The organism is Mycobacterium sp. 3519A (genome assembly GCF_900240945.1).
Taxonomy (GTDB): domain Bacteria; phylum Actinomycetota; class Actinomycetes; order Mycobacteriales; family Mycobacteriaceae; genus Mycobacterium.
In genome coordinates this window covers 2,303,335-2,323,960 of sequence record NZ_OESG01000014.1, presented here as the reverse complement: position 1 = coordinate 2,323,960, position 20,626 = coordinate 2,303,335, and the positions used below count along the sequence as shown (strand labels likewise).

At 67.5% G+C, this 20,626-nt stretch carries 20 protein-coding genes; 13 read left to right on the top strand and 7 right to left on the bottom strand.

Features of this window, described 5'->3' with window-relative positions:
- The first annotated feature begins 4 nt into the window (after window positions 1–4).
- From C1A30_RS32485 to C1A30_RS32470, 4 genes are read left to right on the top strand one after another with little or no spacing between them, the layout of a single operon-like run.
- Window positions 5–1,306, top strand: a complete 1,302-nt coding sequence (locus C1A30_RS32485) for an NtaA/DmoA family FMN-dependent monooxygenase (RefSeq protein ID WP_101952299.1) — start codon at window positions 5–7, stop codon at window positions 1,304–1,306.
- Between the two features lie 60 nt (window positions 1,307–1,366).
- Window positions 1,367–2,557: an NAD(P)/FAD-dependent oxidoreductase gene (locus C1A30_RS32480; RefSeq protein WP_101952298.1), complete on the top strand. Its 1,191-nt coding sequence runs from the start codon at window positions 1,367–1,369 to the stop codon at window positions 2,555–2,557.
- Window positions 2,558–2,607: 50 nt separating this feature from the next.
- On the top strand, window positions 2,608–3,723 hold the full coding sequence (locus C1A30_RS32475) for an FAD-dependent oxidoreductase (RefSeq protein ID WP_235010409.1): 1,116 nt from the start codon (window positions 2,608–2,610) through the stop codon (window positions 3,721–3,723).
- The gene (locus C1A30_RS32470; RefSeq protein ID WP_101952295.1) at window positions 3,723–4,619 is read left to right on the top strand and encodes an RNA polymerase sigma-70 factor; all 897 of its coding nucleotides are present in this window, start codon (window positions 3,723–3,725) and stop codon (window positions 4,617–4,619) included. The genes C1A30_RS32475 and C1A30_RS32470 overlap by 1 nt, the downstream gene beginning before the upstream one ends.
- Here C1A30_RS32470 and C1A30_RS32465 read toward each other — a convergent pair.
- Window positions 4,609–5,082: an Lrp/AsnC family transcriptional regulator gene (locus C1A30_RS32465; protein ID WP_101953053.1), complete on the bottom strand. Its 474-nt coding sequence runs from the start codon at window positions 5,080–5,082 to the stop codon at window positions 4,609–4,611. The genes C1A30_RS32470 and C1A30_RS32465 overlap by 11 nt on opposite strands.
- Before the next feature lie 101 nt (window positions 5,083–5,183).
- Between C1A30_RS32465 and C1A30_RS32460 the strand changes: the two genes are divergently transcribed.
- Window positions 5,184–7,469 (top strand): pyruvate dehydrogenase, encoded by a 2,286-nt coding sequence (locus C1A30_RS32460; protein WP_235010302.1) that lies wholly within the window; start codon window positions 5,184–5,186, stop codon window positions 7,467–7,469.
- A gap of 4 nt (window positions 7,470–7,473) precedes the next feature.
- Entirely contained in the window at window positions 7,474–8,718 is a 1,245-nt protein-coding gene (locus C1A30_RS32455; protein ID WP_101952293.1) for an aminodeoxychorismate synthase component I, read from the top strand.
- Here the strand turns inward: C1A30_RS32455 and rsmI are convergent.
- On the bottom strand, window positions 8,674–9,510 hold the full coding sequence (gene rsmI / locus C1A30_RS32450) for a 16S rRNA (cytidine(1402)-2'-O)-methyltransferase (protein WP_101952291.1): 837 nt from the start codon (window positions 9,508–9,510) through the stop codon (window positions 8,674–8,676). The genes C1A30_RS32455 and rsmI overlap by 45 nt on opposite strands.
- A gap of 24 nt (window positions 9,511–9,534) precedes the next feature.
- Between rsmI and C1A30_RS32445 the strand changes: the two genes are divergently transcribed.
- Together C1A30_RS32445 and C1A30_RS32440 are read left to right on the top strand one after the other, a co-directional pair.
- Entirely contained in the window at window positions 9,535–11,073 is a 1,539-nt protein-coding gene (locus C1A30_RS32445) for a dolichyl-phosphate-mannose--protein mannosyltransferase (RefSeq protein ID WP_101952289.1), read from the top strand.
- A gap of 136 nt (window positions 11,074–11,209) precedes the next feature.
- Window positions 11,210–12,037, top strand: a complete 828-nt coding sequence (locus C1A30_RS32440) for a hypothetical protein (RefSeq protein WP_101952287.1) — start codon at window positions 11,210–11,212, stop codon at window positions 12,035–12,037.
- Here the strand turns inward: C1A30_RS32440 and arcA are convergent.
- Window positions 12,034–13,266, bottom strand: coding sequence for an arginine deiminase (gene arcA / locus C1A30_RS32435; protein WP_200828488.1), 1,233 nt, complete (start codon window positions 13,264–13,266; stop codon window positions 12,034–12,036). The genes C1A30_RS32440 and arcA overlap by 4 nt on opposite strands.
- Here arcA and soxR point away from each other — a divergent pair.
- On the top strand, window positions 13,265–13,699 hold the full coding sequence (gene soxR / locus C1A30_RS32430; protein WP_101952284.1) for a redox-sensitive transcriptional activator SoxR: 435 nt from the start codon (window positions 13,265–13,267) through the stop codon (window positions 13,697–13,699). The two genes, arcA and soxR, sit on opposite strands and share 2 nt — an antisense overlap.
- A gap of 32 nt (window positions 13,700–13,731) precedes the next feature.
- Window positions 13,732–14,328: an alpha-ketoglutarate-dependent dioxygenase AlkB gene (locus C1A30_RS32425; RefSeq protein WP_101952283.1), complete on the top strand. Its 597-nt coding sequence runs from the start codon at window positions 13,732–13,734 to the stop codon at window positions 14,326–14,328.
- Here C1A30_RS32425 and C1A30_RS32420 read toward each other — a convergent pair.
- Entirely contained in the window at window positions 14,325–14,993 is a 669-nt protein-coding gene (locus C1A30_RS32420; RefSeq protein WP_101952281.1) for a DUF5642 family protein, read from the bottom strand. The two genes, C1A30_RS32425 and C1A30_RS32420, sit on opposite strands and share 4 nt — an antisense overlap.
- Window positions 14,994–15,021: 28 nt before the next feature.
- Window positions 15,022–15,672, bottom strand: a complete 651-nt coding sequence (locus tag C1A30_RS32415) for a DUF5642 family protein (RefSeq protein ID WP_101952279.1) — start codon at window positions 15,670–15,672, stop codon at window positions 15,022–15,024.
- Between the two features lie 100 nt (window positions 15,673–15,772).
- Between C1A30_RS32415 and C1A30_RS32410 the strand changes: the two genes are divergently transcribed.
- A complete protein-coding gene (locus tag C1A30_RS32410) occupies window positions 15,773–16,081 on the top strand; it encodes a hypothetical protein (RefSeq protein WP_101953051.1) in 309 nt (102 codons plus the stop codon).
- Between the two features lie 97 nt (window positions 16,082–16,178).
- Window positions 16,179–16,880, top strand: a complete 702-nt coding sequence (locus tag C1A30_RS32405) for an LpqN/LpqT family lipoprotein (RefSeq protein ID WP_101952277.1) — start codon at window positions 16,179–16,181, stop codon at window positions 16,878–16,880.
- A 4-nt stretch (window positions 16,881–16,884) separates the two neighbouring features.
- On the opposite strand, the gene C1A30_RS32400 is transcribed toward C1A30_RS32405, so the two are convergent.
- Window positions 16,885–17,700 (bottom strand): shikimate 5-dehydrogenase, encoded by an 816-nt coding sequence (locus C1A30_RS32400; protein ID WP_200828487.1) that lies wholly within the window; start codon window positions 17,698–17,700, stop codon window positions 16,885–16,887.
- Window positions 17,700–18,698, bottom strand: a complete 999-nt coding sequence (locus C1A30_RS32395) for a GNAT family N-acetyltransferase (protein ID WP_101952275.1) — start codon at window positions 18,696–18,698, stop codon at window positions 17,700–17,702. Before C1A30_RS32395 ends, C1A30_RS32400 begins: the two co-directional genes overlap by 1 nt.
- Window positions 18,699–18,864: 166 nt before the next feature.
- On the opposite strand from C1A30_RS32395, the gene C1A30_RS32390 reads away from it, so the two are divergent.
- A complete protein-coding gene (locus C1A30_RS32390; RefSeq protein ID WP_101952274.1) occupies window positions 18,865–20,604 on the top strand; it encodes an AMP-binding protein in 1,740 nt (579 codons plus the stop codon).
- Window positions 20,605–20,626: the final 22 nt, after the last annotated feature.

Sequence of the window (20,626 nt, the reverse complement as noted above, 5' to 3'; positions counted from 1 at the left end):
ACCCATGACCGACATGTTTCATCTGGGCTGGTTTCTCAACTTCGTCGCCGACGAGTGGAATGGGAACTGGGGTGACGGCGGCCGCGACTTCACCGGCGACTTCTATGTCGAGCTGGCCAAGGATCTCGAGCGCGCCAAGTTCGACTTCGTGCTGATCGAGGACAAGCTGATGGTGTCGACGGCCTACGGCGGCACGATGGAACACGATCTCAAACACGGCGTGAACCCCAAGCACGATCCGGTTCCGCTCGCCGTGTTGATGGCCAACGCCACCACCCGCCTCGGCGTGATCCCGACGATGTCGACGACGTTCTACCCGCCGTTCCTGCTGGCCCGGTTGTGCAGCACCATCGACCACATCGCGCGCGGTCGGTTCGGCTGGAACGTCGTCACCTCAGGCGAGGACCGCTCGGCGCAGAACTTCGGCATGGACAAGCTCTACGAACACGACGAGCGCTACGCGCGGGCCGCCGAGTACATGGAAGTGGTCAGCCAGCTGTGGGAGTCGTGGGAGCCCGACGCGATCGAACGGGACTACACCACAGGCACTTACGCCAATTACAAGAAGGTGCACACGATCGACTTCGAGGGCAAGTACTACAAGGTGCGCGGCCCGCTGAACACCGCACCGTCACCGCAGTACCGCCCGACCATCGCGCAGGCGGGCGCGTCACCGCCGGGACGGGCGCTGGCCGCGAAGCACGCGGACACCATCGTCGCGCCCGCCAACGGCGTCGAGGCGATGCGGGCTTACCGCGACGACATCCACGCCAGGATGACGGCCATCGGCCGCGACCCGTCGGACTGCAAGTTGCTGTTTTTGGTTTCGCCGATCGTCGCCGATACGCACGACGAGGCGGTGGCCAAGGCGCAGCGCTGGTTCACCAGCCCGGCCTACATCGAGTACATGTTGGCCGAGATCTCCTCGATCACCGAAATCGACTTCTCCCAGTTCGATCTCGACGAGCCGCTGCCGGAGGTGTGGACGAACGGCGAACGCGGCACCCTGGAGAGCTTCGTGGCAAGGGGTAAGGACAAGACGCTTCGCGAACTGGTCACCAACTCCGGCATGATCGGCGGCAACGTGCAGTTCTGCGGCACCCCCGAGGAAGTGGCCGACGAGATGGCCGAGGTGATGACGGCGGTGGGCGGCGACGGCTTCCTGATCACCAGCCCGGTGATGCGGTTGAACCGCCGCTACGTCACCGAGATCACCGACGGTCTGGTGCCCGAGTTGCAGAAGCGTGGCCTCACCCGCCGCGAGTACACCAAGACGATGCTGCGGGATCACCTGCGGGAGTTCTGAGCGTGGTGTGATTCGGGTCACGCCCTGTCACGTCGCCGCGGTCGGCGGTGTCTTGAGGGCATGACTGATCACAACGGAAACACGAAGGTCGTCGTCATCGGCGGCGGCTATGCAGGAACGCTGGCGGCCAACCATCTTCGGATGCGCGACGACGTCGACATCACGCTGGTCAACCCCCGCCCCCAGTTCGTGGAGCGGATCCGGCTGCACCAGCTCGTCGCAGGCACCCACGACGCCACCGCGGACTACGGCAGCCTCCTCGGTGAGGGCATCCACCTGGTCGTCGACACCGCCACCCGTATCGACACCGCCAACCGCACCGTGCAGTTCGCCTCCGGCCGCGCGGCGCTGGACTACGACTACGTCATCTACGCGGTAGGCAGCACGGCAGCGGTGCCCGCCTCGGTGCCCGGCGCAGCCGAATTCGCTTATCCGATAGCCGAACTGGAGCCGGCACGTCGGCTGCGTGCCGCCATCGACGAGCTGCATCCGGACGCGCCGGTGACCGTCGTCGGCGCCGGGCTGACCGGCATCGAGGCGGCCACCGAACTCGCCGAGCAGGGCCGCAAGGTCACCCTCGTCTGCGGTGGCCAGCTGGGCCCGTACCTGTCCGAAGGCGGGCGCCGCTCGATGGCCAAGGTGCTGCGCAAGCTGGGCGTCACGGTGCTCGAGGCTGACGTCGTCGCCGAGGTGCAGCCCGACGCGGTGGTGTTCGCCGACGGTGCGATCCGCCCGAGCGCCGTCACCATCTGGACGGCCGGGTTCGGGGTGCCCGGCCTGGCCGCCGACAGCGGTCTGCGCACCGACGGCGCGGGACGGTTGCTCACCGACGAGACGCTGACCAGTGTCGACGATCCGCGGATCGTCGCCGCGGGCGACTGCGCCTCCCCGTCGGGTGAGCCGCTGCGGATGAGCTGCCAGTCCGCCTCACCGCTGGGCGCGCAGGCCGCCAACACCGTGCTGAGCCGGATCGCGGGCACCGAGCCTGCGGTCATCGACCAGGCGTTCAGCGGGGCGTGCATCAGCCTTGGCCGCAAGTCCGGCATCGTGCAGGTCGCCCGCAAGGACGACACGGCGGTCAACGTCTACTTCACCGGCCGCTTCGTCGCCCCCGTCAAGGAGGCGATCTGCAAGGGCACGCTATGGGCGCTGCGCCGCGAGGCCACCAAACCGGGGTCGGCGTTCTGGTTCAAGGGCGGACGGCACGTCGAGCAGGCGGCGCTGGCACCGCAGGTGGTGAGCGAGAAGTGAGAAGGCAGCGGAACCGAGTCGTCGTGGTCGGCGGCGGTTATGCGGGGGTGATGGCCGCCAACCGGCTTGCCCCGCACGCCGTCGTGACGATGGTCAATCCGCGCGGCGCGTTCGTCGAACGGATTCGACTGCACCAACTCGTCGTCGGGAACCACGACGCGGTCGCCGATTATTCGACGGTGCTCGCCGGCGACGTCCGACTCGTCGTGGATACGGTCTCCAGCATCGACGCGCCCGCCCGCGCCGTCGAAATGGCCTCCGGCGACGTGTTGGGTTACGACTACCTGGTCTACGCCGTCGGCAGCGTCGGGGCAGTGCCCGCATCGGTACCCGGCGCGGCCGAATTCGCCTATCCGATAAGCGAATTCGAGCAGGCGCAGCGGCTCGTCAACCGGCTTGCCGACGTGCCGACCACGGCACCGGCGGTGGTGGTCGGCGGCGGGCTGACAGGCATCGAGGCCGCGGCGGAGTTCGCCGAAGCGGGCAGGCCCGTGACGATGGTGACCGATGTGCTCGGGCCGACACTCGGCGCAGGCGGCCGCCGGTCGGTGGCGAAGCGACTCGCCAAATTGGGTGTGCGCGTGGTCGAGAACACCCGCGTGACGGCCGTGGCCGCGGACCGCGTCGTGCTCGACGGCAAGACCGAACTGCCGAGCGCGGTGACGGTGTGGACGGCGGGCTTCGGCGTGCCGGGGTTGGCGGCGGCAAGCGGTCTGGCCACCGACGAACTCGGCCGACTGCTCACGTCCGAGACGCTGACCAGCGTTTCGGACCCGCGCATCGTCGGCGCAGGCGACGCAGTGTCACCGTCGCGGTTGCCCTACCGGATGAGCTGCCAGGCCGCCCTGCCACTCGGCGCACAGGCCGCCGACACCGTGTTGAGCCACATCGCGAAAGAACCGGCCGCCAAGGTGAACCATGCGATGGCCGCCCAGTGCGTCAGCCTTGGCAGGCATGCAGGCACGTTCCAGGTCAACGACAAGGACGACTCACCGCAACGGTTCTACATCGGCGGCCGTCTGGGTGCCGTGGTCAAGGAGCAGGTGTGCCGCTATACCCTGAAATGGCTTCGCGGGGAAGCCGCGAAGCCGGGCACCTATTCCTGGAAGGAATGGCCGCAACGTTCCCAGCTTGTCGCCGAGGCCGCACAGGTGGAGAGAGTCTGATGACCACGCCGGATGACGAACACGCCGAACGATTCACCGCATTGCGGCCGCTGCTGTTCACGATCGCCTACGAAATCCTTGGCAGCGCAACAGAATCCGACGACGTGCTGCAGGAAAGCTATCTGCGCTGGGCGAAGGTGGACCTGTCGACGGTGCAGGACACCAAGGCCTACCTCGCCCAGCTCGTCACCCGGCAGTCGCTCAACGCGCTGCGCGCACAGTCCCGCAGGCGCGAGGAGTACGTCGGCCCGTGGTTGCCCGAGCCGGTGATGGTCGAATCCAAGGACGCCTCGACCGATGTGGTTCTGGCCGAATCGGTTTCGATGGCGATGCTGGTAGTGCTGGAGACGTTGAGCCCCGACGAGCGGGCGGTGTTCGTGCTGCACGAGGTGTTCGGCTTCAGCCACGACGAGATCGCCGCCACCATCGGCAAGTCGACGGTCGCCGTTCGACAGATGGCCCACCGCGCCCGCTCGCATGTGCAGTCGCGGCGCAAGCGGTTCGAACCCGTCGACCCGAAGCTGTCCATGGAGATCACCACGCGGTTTTTCACCGCGGCGTCCACCGGCGACGTCGACGCGCTGCTCGAGATGCTCTCGCCGGACGTGGTCTGGACCGCCGACAGCGACGGCAAGGTCAGCGCGGCCCGACGGCCGATCGTCGGCGCCGACCGGGTGGCCCGCGTGGTCGTCGGGTTGATGCGCATTGCAGGCGGGCAGGGCCGCATCGAGCCCGCCACCTACAACAACGCCCCTGCGCTGAACCTCTACCTCGGCGACAGCTTCGAAGGCGTGATCACGGTCGAGATCGTCGACGGCAAGATCACCCACTTCTACGCCATGCGCAACCCCGAGAAGCTGGTCGGCATCACCGTGCCGCGGGAGCTCAGCCGGTAGCGCAGCGCCGAATCAGCGGGGTGAGCCGGTAGTCCACCAGTTCGCGCATGACCAGCGCGGTGTTGGTGCGCACCACCCCGTCGATGGCCAGGATCTGGCCCGCGATGCGGTACAGGTCGTCGGCGTCGGTCGCGACCACCTGCACCAGCAGATCCGTTTGCCCGCTCAGGCCCTGCACCTGGATGACTTCGGGGATGCCGTCGAGCGCGGCGGCCACCTCGTCGAGAAGACGCTGGTGCACCTGGGTCGTGACGTAGGCGGTCAGCGGATAGCCCAACGATTTGGGCGACACCCGCCGCTCATGGGAATGCAGGCGCTCGTCGAGGCGAGTCAGCCTGGCCTGCACGGTGTTTCGGGACAGACCGGTCTGCTCGGCCAGCGCGACGGTGGTGGCCCGCGGATCGTCGTTGAGCGCGAGAAGAAGCCGCGCGTCCGTCGGGTCGAGTCGACCGGGGCTGGGCATGATGCTCACTTTCCACGCTGGGTCCAATGCACTGTCTGGGCATAATGCTCTATCACATGCGTTTTGATTGCGCATTCTAGCGGTAGATGCTGCACTGAAGTGTGCAAACTGCAACATCGCTTCTGACCGAGATCGAGCGCCGGGTGCTGTGGCTGTCCACCGCGATGATCCACCACGCCAACCGGGTGCGCCCCAATCCGTCGGGCCTCAAGGTCGGCGGCCACCAGGCGTCGAGCGCATCGATGGTGACGATCATGACCGCGCTGTGGTTCAACCACCTGCAGGCAGGCGACCGGGTGTCGGTCAAGCCGCACGCATCGCCGGTGCTGCACGCGATCAACTACCTGCTCGGCGAACTGGACGAGTCGTATCTGCCTCGGCTGCGCGAATTCGGCGGCCTGCAAAGCTATCCAAGCCGCAGCAAGGACCCCGATCCCGTCGACTACTCGACGGGATCTGTCGGCATCGGCGCCACCGCCCCGATCTGGGGCGCGCTGGCGCGCCGTTACGTCGAGTCCACGCTCGGTGGTGCGGGCACCGGTCGGCAGTACTCGTTGTTGGGCGATGCCGAACTCGACGAAGGAGCGGTGTGGGAGGCGATCCTTGATCCGGCGGTCGCCGAACTCGGCGAGATCGTCTGGATCGTCGACCTCAACCGGCAGTCGCTCGACCGGGTCGTGCCGATCCTGGCCGCTGACCGCCTGCAGCAGATGTTCGGCGCGGCGGGCTGGCAAGTGCTGACCATCAAATACGGCGGACTGCTGGAGGAGTTGTTCGCCCGACCGGGTGGAGGCGCGCTGCGGGCCCGGATCGACGCCATGCCGAACCCCGAATATCAGCGCCTGCTGCGCTGCGACGCGGCTCAGCTTCGCGAGCGGCTGCCCGACGGTAGCGCTGAAATAGCAAGTCTGCTAACGGAAGTCGACGACAACACGCTGCTGGAGGCCATCCGCAACCTCGGCGGACACGACCTGAGCGCCGTCGACGACGCGTTGCGGGCCATCGACGATTCCAGGCCGACGGTCATCTTCGCGTACACCGTCAAAGGCAAGGGATTACCGATCGAAGGCCATCCACAGAACCACTCCTCGGTGCTGTCCGACGAGCAATTTCGAACGCTGGCATCGGATCTCGGCGCCGATGTGGACGCGCCGTGGACCCGCTTCCCGTCGGACAGCCCGCAGGCCGACCTGTGCGCGGCGACCGCACGCCGACTGCGTCGCCCCGACGTTGCGCTCACCGCGCCACCTGCGATCCCGACCGACATCGGCCGCACACCGTCGGGCACCGCGACCACGCAGGCCGCACTGGGCCGCGTGCTGCTCGACCTCACCCGCGAGGCGCCGGACGCCGCCCGCCGGATCGTGACCGTCAGCCCCGACGTGAGTTCGACGACGAATCTCGGCGGTTGGCTGAACAAGGTCGGCGTGTGGTCACCCGCCGAGCGCGTCGACTGGTTCGCCGACGACAGCGAGACGATCCTGCACTGGCGCGAGAAGCCGACCGGACAGCACATAGAACTCGGCATCGCCGAGACGAATCTCGTTGGCGCCCTTGGAGAGCTGGGTGCGACATGGAGCCGGTGGGGCCAGCCGCTGCTGCCCATCGGGGTACTGTACGACCCGTTCGTCGCGCGGGCGCTGGAGCCGTGGTCGTTCGGCATCTACGCGGGCGGCCAGTCGATTCTGGTCGGCACGCCGTCCGGTGTGAGCCTGGCCTCCGAGGGTGGGGCGCATCAGTCGGTCACCACGCCGTCGATCGGACTGGAGCAGCCGGGATGCCTCAGCTACGAGCCCGCCTTCGCGCTCGACGTCGAATGGATTCTGCTGGACTGTCTGGCCAAGCTCGGCAGGGCCGACGGCACGTCGTCGTATCTGCGGCTGTCCACCCGCCCGGTCGACCAGACGCTCGCCGATGTGCCGGTCGATCCCGCGGCGCGGGAGCGGCGCCGACGCCAGGCCATCGCGGGCGCCTACCCGCTTCGCCGTGTCGACGAGCCGGCCGTGACGATCGCCGCGATGGGGGCGCTGGTCACCGAGGCGCTCGCCGCCGCCGACCGTCTCACCGCGGACGGCGTGCCCGCCGACGTCGTCTGCGTCACCAGCCCAGGGCTGCTCTTCGAGGCGTTACAGGCCAGGCGTGGCCGCGGGGACGCGCCGAGTTGGATCCTCGAGCAGGCGTTCCCGGTGCGACGGGCGACGCCGCTGGTCACGGTCCTCGACGGGCACCCGCACACGCTGGAGTTCCTCACCTCGATCAACGGTGTCCGCGGCACCGCGCTCGGGGTCAGTAAGTTCGGCCAATCCGGCGGTCTGGACGACGTCTACCGGTTCCACGGCATCGACGTCGACGCCATCGTCCACGCGGCGCTGGACGTGCTTGACTGACTGCGTGCGCATCGAGCGGCTCGGCGATTTGGGCAGTGCCCCCGAGGTATTGCGCACCGTCGCCGCGGGCGCGCAGCGGTGCGGACTGCCTGCGCCTGCCGCGCTGATCGGCGACTGGTTCGGGTCGGCTGCCGTCATCGCGCCGTCGCTCGGCGCTGTTCCTGCCGACCATGTGTTCGCGGTGCCGACGGGCGACTCCGACGGGCCGGTCGGCGGCGGCTGGTTCGGCTATCTGTCGTATCCGGACCCGGGCCTCGACGGCCTCGGCCCACGCATCCCCGAAGCGGCGGGCGGCTGGTCGGACTGCGTGCTGCGACAGGACCGCGACGGCCAGTGGTGGTACGAAAGCCTTTCCGGCGCAGCGCTTTCGGAGTGGGTGTCCGATGCCGTTCAGCACCGAACGCCCGTCGGCGACTACCACATCGCATGGCAGGCAGCGGACCGCAAGGCCCACCGCCGCGGCGTGCTCGAATGTCTGGAATCCATTGCGGCGGGCGAGATCTACCAGGCGTGCGTGTGCACGCAGTTCGTCGGCCGCATCGACGGCGCGCCGATCGACTTCTTCGTCGAGGCGGCAGCGCGCACCACTCCGGCGCGGGCGGCGTATGTGGCGGGTGAGTGGGGGGCGGTGGCGTCGTTGTCGCCGGAATTGTTCCTGCGGCGCCGCGGCGAGTCGGTGACGTCGAGTCCGATCAAGGGCACGCTGCCGCGGTCGGAGGATCCTGCGGCGCTGCGGACGTCGGTCAAGGATGTCGCGGAGAACATCATGATCGTCGACCTGGTGCGCAACGATCTGGGTCGCGTCGCGATGACGGGGTCGGTGACGGTGCCGGAGTTGTTGGCGGTGCAACCGGCGCCCGGCGTGTGGCATCTGGTGTCGACGGTGAGCGCGCGCGTCGGTATCGGCGTGCCGATGGCGTCGGTGCTGGAGGCGGCGTTCCCGCCTGCGTCGGTGACAGGCACGCCGAAACTGCGCGCCCGCCAGCTGCTGCGCACCTGGGAACCGCATCGACGCGGAGTGTATTGCGGCACAGTCGGTTTGGCGTCACCGGTGGCGGGGTGCGAACTGAATGTCGCGATCCGCACGGTCGAATTCGGCGCCTGCGGCAACGCGGTGCTCGGCGTCGGCGGCGGCATCACCGCGGACTCTGATCCAGACCGCGAATGGGACGAGTGCCTGCACAAGGCGGCACCGTTCATCGGATCAGTCGCGCGAGCGCAGAACGGCGTCGTAGAGCTCACGTCGTGACGGTGAACCCGGATTGGCCTCGACAACCTGCGCGCAGGCATCCTTCACCCGCGCGCCCGCGTCGACCAGTTCGTTGACTTCGGCCACCAGCGTCGCGATGTCAGCCCTGGGCGTGGCCCCGGCAAGGACGACGGTGATCTCGCCGAGCACACCGTCGCTCGCCCAGTCCGCGAGTTCGCCGAGCGTGCCGCGGCGGATCTCCTCGTGCGTCTTGGTCAGCTCGCGGCACACGACCGCGCGGCGCTCTGGCCCCAGTGTCTCGACGGCGGCCGCTAGCGTGTCCGCGAGCCGTCGCGGGGACTCGAAGAACACACACGTGCGCGGTTCGGCGGCCAGCGCCTTGAACCACGACAGCCGGGCCGACTGCTTGCGCGGCGCGAACCCCTCGAAGCAGAACCGCTCCGACGGCAGCCCGGACACCGCCAGCGCCGTCGTCACCGCCGAAGGGCCCGGCAAGCAACTGACCGGCAGGTCCGCCTCGACGCACGCCGTCACCAGCCGGTAGCCAGGATCGTTGATCAGCGGCATGCCCGCGTCACTGACCAGCAGCACCGTCGCGCCGCTGCGAATCTCGTCGAGCAGGGCGGGCACCCGCGTCGCCTCGTTGGCGTCGTAGAGGCTGAGCACCTTGCCCGCGGGCTTGACTTCCAGCGCCAAGGCGAGCGCGCGGGCCCTGCGGGTGTCCTCGGCGGCGATCACATCGGCGCTCGCCAGCGCCTTGACCAGCCGGGCGGAGGCATCCGACGGCTGGCCCAACGGCGTGGCGGCGATAAGCAGTCGGCCGGCGCTCATTCCCCACAGCCTACGATCGCACTCGTGACAGCTACCGCCACAGAAGCGCGCGCGGTCCCCGTCATCAGTCCCGCGCCCCTGGTACCGGTTGCTGATTTCGGGCCGGTGGACCGGCTGCAGGGCTGGGCGATGACCGCCGTGGTGACCGCGTTGGCGGCGATCACGCGTTTCCTGAATCTCGGCTCGCCGACCGATGCGGGCACGCCGATCTTCGACGAGAAGCACTACGCGCCGCAGGCCTGGCAGGTGCTGCACAACCACGGCGTCGAGGACAATCCCGGCTACGGCCTGGTGGTGCATCCGCCGGTGGGCAAGCAACTGATCGCAATCGGTGAGGCGCTGTTCGGCTACAACGGGCTGGGCTGGCGGTTCTCCGGCGCGGTCTGCGGCGTGATCCTCGTGCTGCTGGTCGTGCGGATCGGGCGGCGCATCAGCCGTTCGACGTTGGTGGGCGGGATGGCAGGCCTGCTGCTGATCTGCGACGGCGTCAGCTTTGTCGCGTCGCGCACCGCGCTGCTGGACGGCTTTTTGGTGGTGTTCGTGGTGGCGGCGTTCGGCTGCTTGATCGTCGACCGCGACCAGGTGCGCGAGCGGATGCACGTCGCGCTGCTGGAAGGCCGCATCGGCGAGACGCCGTGGGGTCCGCGGCTCGGCGTGCGGTGGTGGCGTTTCGGCGCCGGTGTGCTGCTCGGATTGGCTTGTGCGACAAAGTGGTCCGGGTTGTACTTCATCGTCTTCTACGGTCTGATGACCCTGGCGTTCGACATCAATGCGCGCAGGCAGTACCGGGTGCCCCGACCGTGGGTGGGCGCGTTTCGCCGCGACCTGGGCCCGTCGCTGTATGCGTTGGTGCTGATCCCGTTCGGGGTGTACCTGGCGTCGTATGCGCCGTGGTTCGCGTCGGAGACCGCGGTGAACCGGCATGAGGTCGGCAATTCGATCGGGCCGGACAGCGTGCTGCCGCTGCCCGATGCGCTGCGCTCGCTGTGGCATTACACACATGCGGCGTACAAGTTCCACGCCGGGCTGACCAACGCCGACGGTAACCACCATCCGTGGGAGTCGAAGCCGTGGACGTGGCCGATGTCGTTGCGGCCGGTGCTGTACGCGATCGACAACCAGAACGTGCCGGGCTGCGGCGCGCAGTCGTGCGTGAAAGCCGTGATGCTGGTCGGCACGCCTGCGATGTGGTTCATCGCGGTGCCGGTGCTGGCGTGGGCGGTGTGGCGGGCGTTCGTCAAGCGCGACTGGCGCTATGCGGCGCTGCTGGTGGGCTACAACGCCGGATTCCTGCCGTGGTTCGCCGACATCGACCGGCAGATGTACTTCTTCTATGCCGCGACGATGGCGCCGTTCTTGGCGTTGATCATCGCGATGATTCTCGGCGACATCCTGCACAAACCGAATCAGAACCCGGAGCGACGTACGTTGGGCCTGATCGCGGTGTGCTGTTATCTGGCGCTGGTGATCACCAACTTCGCGTGGATGTACCCGATTCTGACGGGTCTGCCGATCTCGCAGGCGACGTGGAACATGCAGATCTGGCTGCCGTCCTGGCGATGACATGTGCTTCGCGGTGCTAGGAGCATTTTCGACACCACGGTCGTCGAGAATGAATGCCCCGGGTTTTCCACAGCCCTGGTGTCGAATTCGGCCCTAGCACGCAGAACTGTCGGTCCCCGCCGAGAGCATCGGGGCCATGTTCCCGATCGTCGGCACCGAGGCCATCGCGGCCGGTGCACTCACCCGGGGCGCGCTTCGCTGGAACTACACAGTCATGCACCCCGACGTATATCAGCACAAGACCGCGCGAAAGACGTTGTATAGCAACACATTCGGGGCCTGGCTCTGGTCGGGGCGCAAGGGCATCATCGCCGGGCGGGCCGCGGCGGCGCTGCATGGTGCGCAATGGATCGAGGACACCGCGCCGATCGAGATGATCGCCAAGCATGGCCGCCGGCAGCCCGGCGTCGTGGTCAGGGAGGAACGGATCGAGGACGACGAGGTCTGTCACGTGGGCGAGCTATTGGTGACGACACCGGCGCGGACTGCTCTGGATCTCGGCCGTCACCTTCCCCGTGATGCCGCGGTCGCACATCTCGACGCCCTCGCCGCCGCCACCAGCGTGACACTCTCCCAAGTCAGGACGCTGACTGAGCGCTATCGAGGTGCGCGTGGCATCCCGGCGGCTCGGGAAGCGATCGCTCTTATGGACCGTGGTGCGCGGTCGCCGAGGGAATCCGCGCTGCGGTTGCTGCTCATCGACGCCGGCTTGCCGAGGCCGAGCACCGCCATCAGCGTCAGCGACGAATGGTGGGAGGCCACACTCGGGATGGGCTGGGAGGAACCGAAAGTTGGCATCGATTGTGAGGAAAGCCGGAGCGGGCTGAACGCAGCTCAGGACGTCGAGTGCCATGACTTGTTTCAGCGCGCAGGTTGGTTCCACATCCGCGTGCTGCCTGCGCAGCCGCGGACGGTCACTTTGGTCCGCGTCCGCCGCGCGTTACGGTTGCGGGGCTGGCGTTAGAGCGGGTCGCGGGCGGCCGGGCACGACATGCAGCGCGGCCCACCGCGGCCGGTGCCCAACTCCGACGCCGCGATCGGTAGCACCTCGATCCCCGCATCAGCAAGCCGCGCATTGGTTTCCGTGTTGCGCTCGTATGCGCACACCACACCGGGCGCCAGCGCCAGCGTGTTGTTGCCGTCGTCCCACTGCTCGCGCTCGGCGGTCACCGGGTCCAGCCCCGTCGCGATCACCCGCAGCTTCTCGATCTGCATCGCCTTGGCGGCGGCCTCCACGAACAACTCAGCGTCGTCGATCTGCACGCCGCCCTGCCCGTCGCGGTGAATCGTGAACGCCGACAACGTGTCAACGATATTCGGATACATGACCGCCGCGTCGATGTCGACCATCGTGCACACCGTGTCCAGATGCATCTGCGCGCGCTCCTGCGCGATCGGCACCGCCAGCACCGTGTGCGCCAGGTCGTCGTCGAACAGGCTGCGCGCCAACGCTTCCGCGCCCGCGGGCGTCGTCCGCTCCCCCACTCCGACCGCGACCACGCCCGGTGCCAGCAGCAGCACGTCACCGCCCTCGACCGGCGCAGACCGCGATTCATACGCTCGTCGCACGCCGAGAAACCGCGGGTGATGCGCATAGATCAAATCCGTCAGCGACGTCTCCCGGACCCGGGCAGGCAACGCCAGCGACGTGATCGCGACTCGCGGGCCGATCCAGAACGATGAGTCGCGGGTGAACAACAGATTCGGCAGCGGGTCGATGACGAAGTCCCCGCCGTGGTGCATCCGCCGCACCAACGACAGATCCCCGCCGCTGAGCGGCAACTCGTTGAATGTCATCCCCGCCATCAGCACCCGCGCCAGCGGCGCGGCGTCCAGCGTCCGCAGATACGTCGAAAGCTCCTGCGCCAACGGCAGTCCCAGCCTGCGCGAATCGACCGCGGCCGAAATCCCGTGCATCCGCGCCGCCCCGCTGTGCGACAGCGCCTCGGTGAGCAGATCCGCCAGCAGCAGCACCTCGACCCCACGCGACGCGAGCACCTCCGCGAACGCGTCGTGCTCCTCCTGCGCCTTGGACACCCACGGCAGTCCGTCGAACAGCAGCGCGTCGTTGTTGCGCGGGGTCAGCCGCTGCAACTCGGCGCCAGGGCGGTGCAGGATGACGGTCCGCAGCGTGCCGACCTCGGAGTCGCAGCCCAACTTCACACCAAGCACCTTAACTATGGTTGAGCTCATGGAGCTGATCCACGAACTCACTCCCGGCGAGATGTCGCAGCGCAGTGGCGTCGCCGTCTCGGCACTGCACTTCTACGAACGCGAGGGCCTGATCGCCAGCAAGCGCACCAGCGGCAACCAACGTCGCTACGCGCGGGAAACACTGCGACGAGTCGCCTTCATCCGGATGTCCCAACGCCTCGGCATCCCGCTGGCCCGCATCCGCGAAGCCCTGGCCACCCTACCGACCGACCGCGTGCCGACCAGTAAGGACTGGGCCACACTCTCGGCCGGCTGGCGGCAGGACCTCGACGACCGCATCCTGCACCTGCAACGCTTGCGCGACAACTTGGCAGGCTGCATCGGCTGCGGCTGCCTCAGCCTCAAGAAATGTGCCCTGACCAACCCCGGCGACAAGCTCGCCGAGCAAGGCCCAGGAGCCGTTCGGCTGTAGCGCTCGAACGCTTGTGCGATAGAATCGCGGCCATGGAGCTGGCGCTTCAAAGCTCTCTGTTCGAGCACGCCGAACGCCGCGACCTAGGAAATGGCGCGTGGGTCGAGGTGCGCTCGGGCTGGCTCACGGATTCCGAAGGGCTGTTCGAGGAGCTGCGTGACACCATCCCGTGGCGCGCCGAGCGCAGGCAGATGTACGAACGCGTACTCGACGTGCCGCGGCTGGTCAGCTTCCACCACCTCATCGACGAACCGGTGCCGCATCCACGGCTCAAGCAGATGCGCCGCAGGCTCAACGACACCTACGGCGGTGAACTCGGCGAACCGTTCACCACAGCGGGCCTGTGCCTGTACCGCGACGGCAACGACAGCGTCGCTTGGCACGGCGACCGGATCGGCCGCAGCAGCACCGAGGACACCATGGTGGCGATCGTGAGCCTCGGCGCCACAAGGGTTTTCGCGCTACGCCCAAAGGGCGGCGGCAAATCGCTACGGTTGGCGCATCGACACGGCGACCTGCTGGTGATGGGCGGATCGTGCCAGCGCACCTGGGAGCACGCGATCCCGAAGACGACGCGCCCGGTCGGCCCGCGGATCAGTATCCAGTTCCGCCCGCACGACGTCCGCTAACTCTTGACGGCAGCCACCGCCGCGGTCAGCAGGTCCCGCGCCCGCTGCGTGTTGACCGGCGCGACCGGCTTGCCGGGCACCACCAGCGGGTTGGCCGTGACGATCACCATGAACGTGCCGAAGCTCGCGGTGTAGTTGTACAACTCACCGGTGCGCGGCTTGCCGTCGACGGTGGTCTGCACCACCCGGTGCATCCCGAGCGTGTGCACTCCGTCGATGTGCGGCGCGTCCACCACCTCGACCAGCCCGCGCACACCCGGTCCGGTGAACCCGACCTTCTGGCAGTTCTGCGCGGGGTCCTCACGTGTCACCGGTTCCGACGTCTCGACCGCGATCGCGATGAACCGGTTGCCGTCGCCCTCGGCGGTCGTGGCCGCCATGTTGCCCTTCGCGCCCGCGGGCACCACCTGCTGGCTGGCCGCCTTCCCGCAGTCCGCCGGATCGAACGTCATCCCCTGCGGCAGCGGCTGCGGCCCCAGCAGTCGAGGGTCGATACCCGTCGGGCCGACGCTGGTCACCTTGAACTCCGACCCGAAGCTCGACTTCACGTTGGCCACATGGGCGATGTCCGCATGGGAGAGATCCTGGTCTGCGGATTGTCCGGTCGCGCACGCAGTCAACAGTCCTGCGCACGCACCGACAACGATCGCCATCCGGTTCGACATCGCCGCCAATGTACCTGCAGGCACCCGGTCAACCGCGTAACGCCGACACCGTTTTCACCAGCAAGTCCGACGCGAATTGAAGGCCGAGTTGAGGATTCGGTGACCCGGGATCGCGAACCACCGTGACGAATACGACGTAGTCGCCCAGGTACGCGGTGAACGTGTCCGCGTGCGAATGGGTTTCGGTGCCGCCCTCGACGACCGTGGTCATCGACGTCGCCAGCCCGACCGTCGCCGCCCCCGCGATAGTCGGCGCCGCCACGAACCCGACCGTGCCCGTGGTGTGCCCGGCCGACGTCGTCCACTGGGCGCAATCGTTGCGCAGCGCCGGATCGAGCGACGCCGCCGACGCCGCGACCGCCGCGTAGACGATCCCGCCGGGCCCCGACGCCGACCACCCTTTGGGCGCAGCCGTGCCGGACACCGGATCGGCCAGCGCGCCGCAGGGCTGCGGATCGGCGGTCCACTGCGGGCCAAGCCCCCACAACGCGAACGGCGCCGCCCTGGCCGGCAGCGTGGCAACCTCATATCCCGCGGGCAGTGCGGCGCGCACCTGCCCGATCCGCGCCGGATCGACCGCACCGGGGGCCGTGTCCGTCGAGACGGGCGGCGCCGGCGACTGACCGCACGCCGCCAGCCAGAGTGACGTCGTCGCTGCGAGCAAGGCAAACAGCCGCACGCCCGTTGATACCACAGAGATTGCTTAGAAAAAGCCTGCAACGTCCTGTGTCCGCAAAACGAATAACAGTTACCAGGCAAACAACAGAATGGAGACTGTCATGCGCGCAGGCTGGGGTGTGACAGCAACGATCACGGCGGGCGTCATGCTCGCGTCAGCAGGAATCGCTGCGGCGGAGCCCACTCAAGTGGGCAACGCCTACCAGACGATCGCCACTCTCGAGGACGAGGGTTACGACGTCATCATCGACCGCGTCGGGAATGCACCGCTGAACCAATGTCTGGTCACCAGTGTGCGCAACCCGCAGACGCAGACTCGGACTTTCTGGGTGGACGAGGGTAAGCGGCGTCGCCTCGTCACCGTCGTCGTCAGCAGATCCATCAACGTGACGCTGAACTGTGACCTCTAGCCGTTTGCCCTACCGGCGATAACGTGTCGATTTCCCGTGCGGCGGCAGTTTGCCGACCGTAGGCTACGCCCGAGATTTCCAATCGACAGGAGACCCAATGTCACGTTCACTTCGGGCAGGCCTGATCGCCGTGGCGGCGATCGCACTCGGGGTAGGGCTATCCGGCTGCGGATCGGACACCAAATCCGAGCCGACGTCCGCAGCGGAAACGTCCACCTCCGCCGCGGAGACCACCACCAGCAAGGCAGCACCGACGACGTCGGCGCAGGCCGCTGGGCAGAACAAGACGATCGTGGACTACATCAAGGAGAACGGCATCGTCGAGAACCCCGTGCATAAGGGAGATGCCGGCGCGCCGACCATCGACCTGCCGTTCCCGCCGGGATGGGAGGACGCAGGCAACCGCACCCCGGAGTGGGCCTACGGCGCGATCCTGGCGTCGGATCCGGCGTTCGCCCAGAACCCGCCGACGATCATCGCCTTGGTGTCGAAGCTGGCAGGCAACGTCGACCCGGCCAAGATCCTGGAGTTCGCGCCGGGTGAGATCAAGAATCTGCCCGGCTACGAAGGCGCGGAAGAGGGCAGCCCGAGCACGCTCGGCGGGTTCGACGCCACGCAGATCGGCGGCACCTACACCAAAGAGGGTGTCAAGCGCGCGATCGCCCAGAAGACCGTCGTGATCCCCGGCCAGGACGGGCTGTATGTGCTGCAGCTCAACGCCGACGGCACCGAGGACCAGATGGGCGCGTTGATGGATGCGACGTCCGTGATCGACGAGCAGACGACGATCACGCCTTGACCGGTCAGGCCCGCGAAACCGCCGACGCCTCTTTGATCTGGTCGGCGGTGGGCCGCACCCCGGTGTAGCGCTCGAATTGCGCTGCGGCCTGCAGCGCGATCACTTCGGCGCCGGTGATCACCTTGACGCCTGCCGCGCGGGCGGCCTTGATCAGCGGCGTCTCGGACGGCAGCGCCACCACGTCGAAGACGACGGACGCCTTGGCGATCGTCGCGTCGTCGAACGCCTGCTCGTTTTCCTCTGGGCCGCCTGCCATTCCGATCGGCGTGACGTTGACGACGATCGGTGCGGAGCGGGTGGTGTCGGCTGTGTAGTCGTAGCCCAGCCGGTCCGCCAGTGCGCGACCGGCCTCGGCGTTGCGTGCCACGATGATGCCCGAGTGAAAACCGCTGTCGCGGAACGCGGCTCCGACCGCGTTGGCCATTCCGCCGCTGCCGCGGATCAGCACGGTGTCGTCGGGGTTCAGCCCGTGGTCGTCGATGAGTTCCTGCACCGCAAGGTAATCGGTGTTCGACGCGGTCAGTCGGCCGTTGTCGTTGACGATCGTGTTGACCGAGTGGATCGCCTGCGCGGACGGTTCCACCTCGTCGACGAGCGGTATCACCGCTTCCTTGAACGGCATCGACACGGAACACCCGCGGATACCGAGTGCGCGCACACCGCCGATCGCGGCGGCGATGTCGGTGGTGGTGAACGCCTTGTAGATGAAGTCGAGGCCGAGTTGCTCGTACAGGTGATTGTGGAACCTGGTCCCGATGTTGCTCGGCCTGCCCGCAAGCGAGATGCACAGCGTGGTGTCCTTGGACAGCGGCGGTCGCATCAGCCGATCACCTTGACGACCTGTGCGGTCATGTTGCGGATCTGCTTGGTCAACTCAGGGGTGAACGGCGGATTCGGCGCCCTCGGCACGTTGATGTCGGTGGTGACGACGCCGAGGTCGTCACGGTGCCACTCGGCGCCGAAGCGGTCCAAGATCGCCCTCATTGGGTAGTTGTCGCTGAGCACTCGTGCGGTAAAGCGTTGCACGCCATGGTAATCCGCTGCCACCGCGAGTGCGCCCATCAGGAAGGTACCGATGCCTCTGCCTTGGTACGCGTCGCCGACGATGAACGCGACTTCCGCGGTGGTGGGGTCGACCTCGTCGCGCACGAAACGCGCGTCGGCGACCACAGGCCCGTCGAAACCATCGGTCATCACCCACACGAAGTGGTGGATGTAGTCGACCTCGAACAGGTACCGCATCAGCGATTTCGTCGGGTTGCGCGGCGTCTGGAAGCGGCGGTACAGCGTCTCGCTGGAGAACTCGACCTGGCCGCTGGTGGTGCGCTCGTTGTCGCCCGGCAGCACAGGCCGAAGATGCAACTGCGTGCCGTCGCGCATCCGCACCGGGATCGGTGTGAGGTAGGCCGCCAGCCGCTGACGGCCGATGCGCAGCAACTTGTCGAGCATGCCGGGCAGTTCGAGCATCGTGGCGAACGCGTCGCGATCGCCCACCCATCCGGTCAGCGGTTCCTTCGCGATCACGGTCGCCGTGCGGGGACCGTTGCGGAGCAACGCGATCTCCCCCGCGATGAGACCCGGCTCGATCTCGGCCACGGTGTCGTGGCCGTCGACGCCCGCGTGGGTCACCTCGGCGCGTCCGGATCCGATGATCAGGAAAGAAACGGCGAGTTCGCCCTGCTGCATCAGCACCTGACCCGCCGTCGCGACCAGCGGGCGCAATTGCGCGGCCAGCGGGACGAGGTCCTCGGTGGTGCAGCCCGCAAAGACTTCCAGCGCGGCCAGTTCGTCTGCACGAACATCTGTCAGGCCCGACACCTCACGAGGCTACGGCGTGCGCCGCGCGACGAGCAACTAAAGCGCAACCGACGGGTTTGCAGGACGAATCGTCGGTTTAATTACCCAACCGTCGAAACTGCGGATAGTGTGGCGTTGCTCGAATTCATGCCTGGCGCTGGCCAGAAGGAAGGTAACGCCCACAACCATGAGAAACTTCTCACTTCCGGCTGTCATTCGCGAGCGTGCCAGCCTGCAGCCCAATGACACCGCGTTCACCTACATCGACTACGAACGCGACTGGGACGGGTTTGCTGAGACGCTCACTTGGTTGCAGTTGTACCGGCGAACGCTCAATGTTGCGCACCAGTTGAGGTTTTGCGGCACCACTGGCGACCGGGCGGTGATTCTGGCACCGCAGGGCCTCGATTACATCGTGGCGTTTCTCGGCGCCATGGAGGCGGGCCGCATCCCCGTGCCGCTTTCGCTGCCGATGGGCGGCGCCACCGACGAGCGTGTGACTTCTGTGCTGGCCGACGCGTCGCCGACAGTCGTGCTGACGACATCGGCCGTTGTCGACACCCTCGCCGGTCACGTCCGGTCGGCGGACGGGACGCCTGCGCCGACGATCATCGAGGTCGACCAACTCGACACCGCGAACGCGCCGAGTCGCCGCGTCAACGGCAACGGCGACCCCAGCATCGCCTACCTGCAGTACACGTCGGGTTCGACGCGGATGCCCGCGGGCGTCATGGTCACCAACGAGAACATCCGGGCCAACTTCGAGCAGATCTGCGCGGCCTACTTCCTGGAGTACGGCAAGGTCGCCCCGGCCGACACGACGTTCGTGTCGTGGCTGCCCTTCTATCACGACATGGGCCTGTTCGTCGGTGTCCTCATGCCGATCCTGACCGGGCGTCCTGGCGTGCTGTTCAGCCCTGCGACGTTCCTGCAGCGGCCCGCACGATGGGTTCAGTTGCTGGCCAAGAACACTCGCGCATTCTCGGCGGCCCCGAACTTCGCCTTCGACCTGGCGGTGCGGCGCACCACCGACGACGACATGGCCGGCCTCGACCTCGGCAACGTGTTGACCATCCTGAGCGGCAGCGAGCGGGTGCAGCCCGCGACCATCCGGCGGTTCACCGAGCGGTTCAACCGCTACAACCTGCGCAGCAGCATGATCCGGCCGTCGTACGGGATGGCGGAAGCCGCCGTGTATCTGGCCTCCCGCACACCGGCGCAGCCGCCCGAAGTCGTGCATTTCGACGCGGAGAAGCTGTCGGCGGGCGAGGCGATTCGCACCGACATCACCGGCGGCGCAGTGCTTTTGGCGTACGGGATGCCCGATTCGCCGCTGCTGCGGATCGTCGACCCTGAGACCGGCGCCGAATGCCCACAGGGCAAGGTCGGCGAGATCTGGGCGCACGGTGAGAACATCGCCCCCGGCTATTGGGAAAGGCCCGAGGAAACCAACCGCGCGTTCGGGGCGACGATCTCGGCCCTGTCGCCCGACACTCCCGAGAAGCCGTGGCTGCGAACCGGCGACCTGGGCTTCGTGTCGGAGAACGAGCTGTTCATCATCGGCCGCATCAAGGACCTGCTGATCGTCTACGGGCGTAACCACTCCCCCGACGACATCGAAGCGACCATCAACGAGATCACCCGGGGCCGGTGCGCGGCGATATCGGTGCCCGGCGAGCGGTCAGAACAGCTCGTCGCGATCATCGAGGTGAAGAACCGCGCCGAGTCGTTCGACGACGCGATGGAAGCCTTCGGCATGGTCAAGCGCGAAGTGACGTCGGCGATCTCGAATTCGCACGGTCTTTCCGTCGCGGATCTCGTGCTGGTTCCCCCGGGTTCGATCCCGACGACGACCAGCGGCAAGGTCAGGCGCGCAGCGTGCGTCGAGCACTACCGGCACGGGCGCTTCGCACGCCTGGATGCATAGGCCGGGCCGGTTGAGTCCGCGC

Excerpts from the sequence above, each read along its gene's own strand:
- C1A30_RS32485 (WP_101952299.1), top strand. The coding sequence starts at position 5 with ATGACCGACATGTTTCATCTGGGCTGGTTTCTCAACTTCGTCGCCGAC.
- C1A30_RS32480 (WP_101952298.1), top strand. The coding sequence starts at position 1,367 with ATGACTGATCACAACGGAAACACGAAGGTCGTCGTCATCGGCGGCGGC.
- C1A30_RS32475 (WP_235010409.1), top strand. The coding sequence starts at position 2,608 with ATGGCCGCCAACCGGCTTGCCCCGCACGCCGTCGTGACGATGGTCAAT.
- C1A30_RS32470 (WP_101952295.1), top strand. The coding sequence starts at position 3,723 with ATGACCACGCCGGATGACGAACACGCCGAACGATTCACCGCATTGCGG.
- C1A30_RS32465 (WP_101953053.1), bottom strand. The coding sequence starts at position 5,082 with ATGCCCAGCCCCGGTCGACTCGACCCGACGGACGCGCGGCTTCTTCTC.
- rsmI (WP_101952291.1), bottom strand. The coding sequence starts at position 9,510 with ATGAGCGCCGGCCGACTGCTTATCGCCGCCACGCCGTTGGGCCAGCCG.
- C1A30_RS32440 (WP_101952287.1), top strand. The coding sequence starts at position 11,210 with ATGTTCCCGATCGTCGGCACCGAGGCCATCGCGGCCGGTGCACTCACC.
- soxR (WP_101952284.1), top strand. The coding sequence starts at position 13,265 with ATGGAGCTGATCCACGAACTCACTCCCGGCGAGATGTCGCAGCGCAGT.
- arcA (WP_200828488.1), bottom strand. The coding sequence starts at position 13,266 with ATGAGCTCAACCATAGTTAAGGTGCTTGGTGTGAAGTTGGGCTGCGAC.
- C1A30_RS32425 (WP_101952283.1), top strand. The coding sequence starts at position 13,732 with ATGGAGCTGGCGCTTCAAAGCTCTCTGTTCGAGCACGCCGAACGCCGC.
- C1A30_RS32420 (WP_101952281.1), bottom strand. The coding sequence starts at position 14,993 with ATGTCGAACCGGATGGCGATCGTTGTCGGTGCGTGCGCAGGACTGTTG.
- C1A30_RS32410 (WP_101953051.1), top strand. The coding sequence starts at position 15,773 with ATGCGCGCAGGCTGGGGTGTGACAGCAACGATCACGGCGGGCGTCATG.
- C1A30_RS32405 (WP_101952277.1), top strand. The coding sequence starts at position 16,179 with ATGTCACGTTCACTTCGGGCAGGCCTGATCGCCGTGGCGGCGATCGCA.
- C1A30_RS32400 (WP_200828487.1), bottom strand. The coding sequence starts at position 17,700 with ATGCGACCGCCGCTGTCCAAGGACACCACGCTGTGCATCTCGCTTGCG.
- C1A30_RS32390 (WP_101952274.1), top strand. The coding sequence starts at position 18,865 with ATGAGAAACTTCTCACTTCCGGCTGTCATTCGCGAGCGTGCCAGCCTG.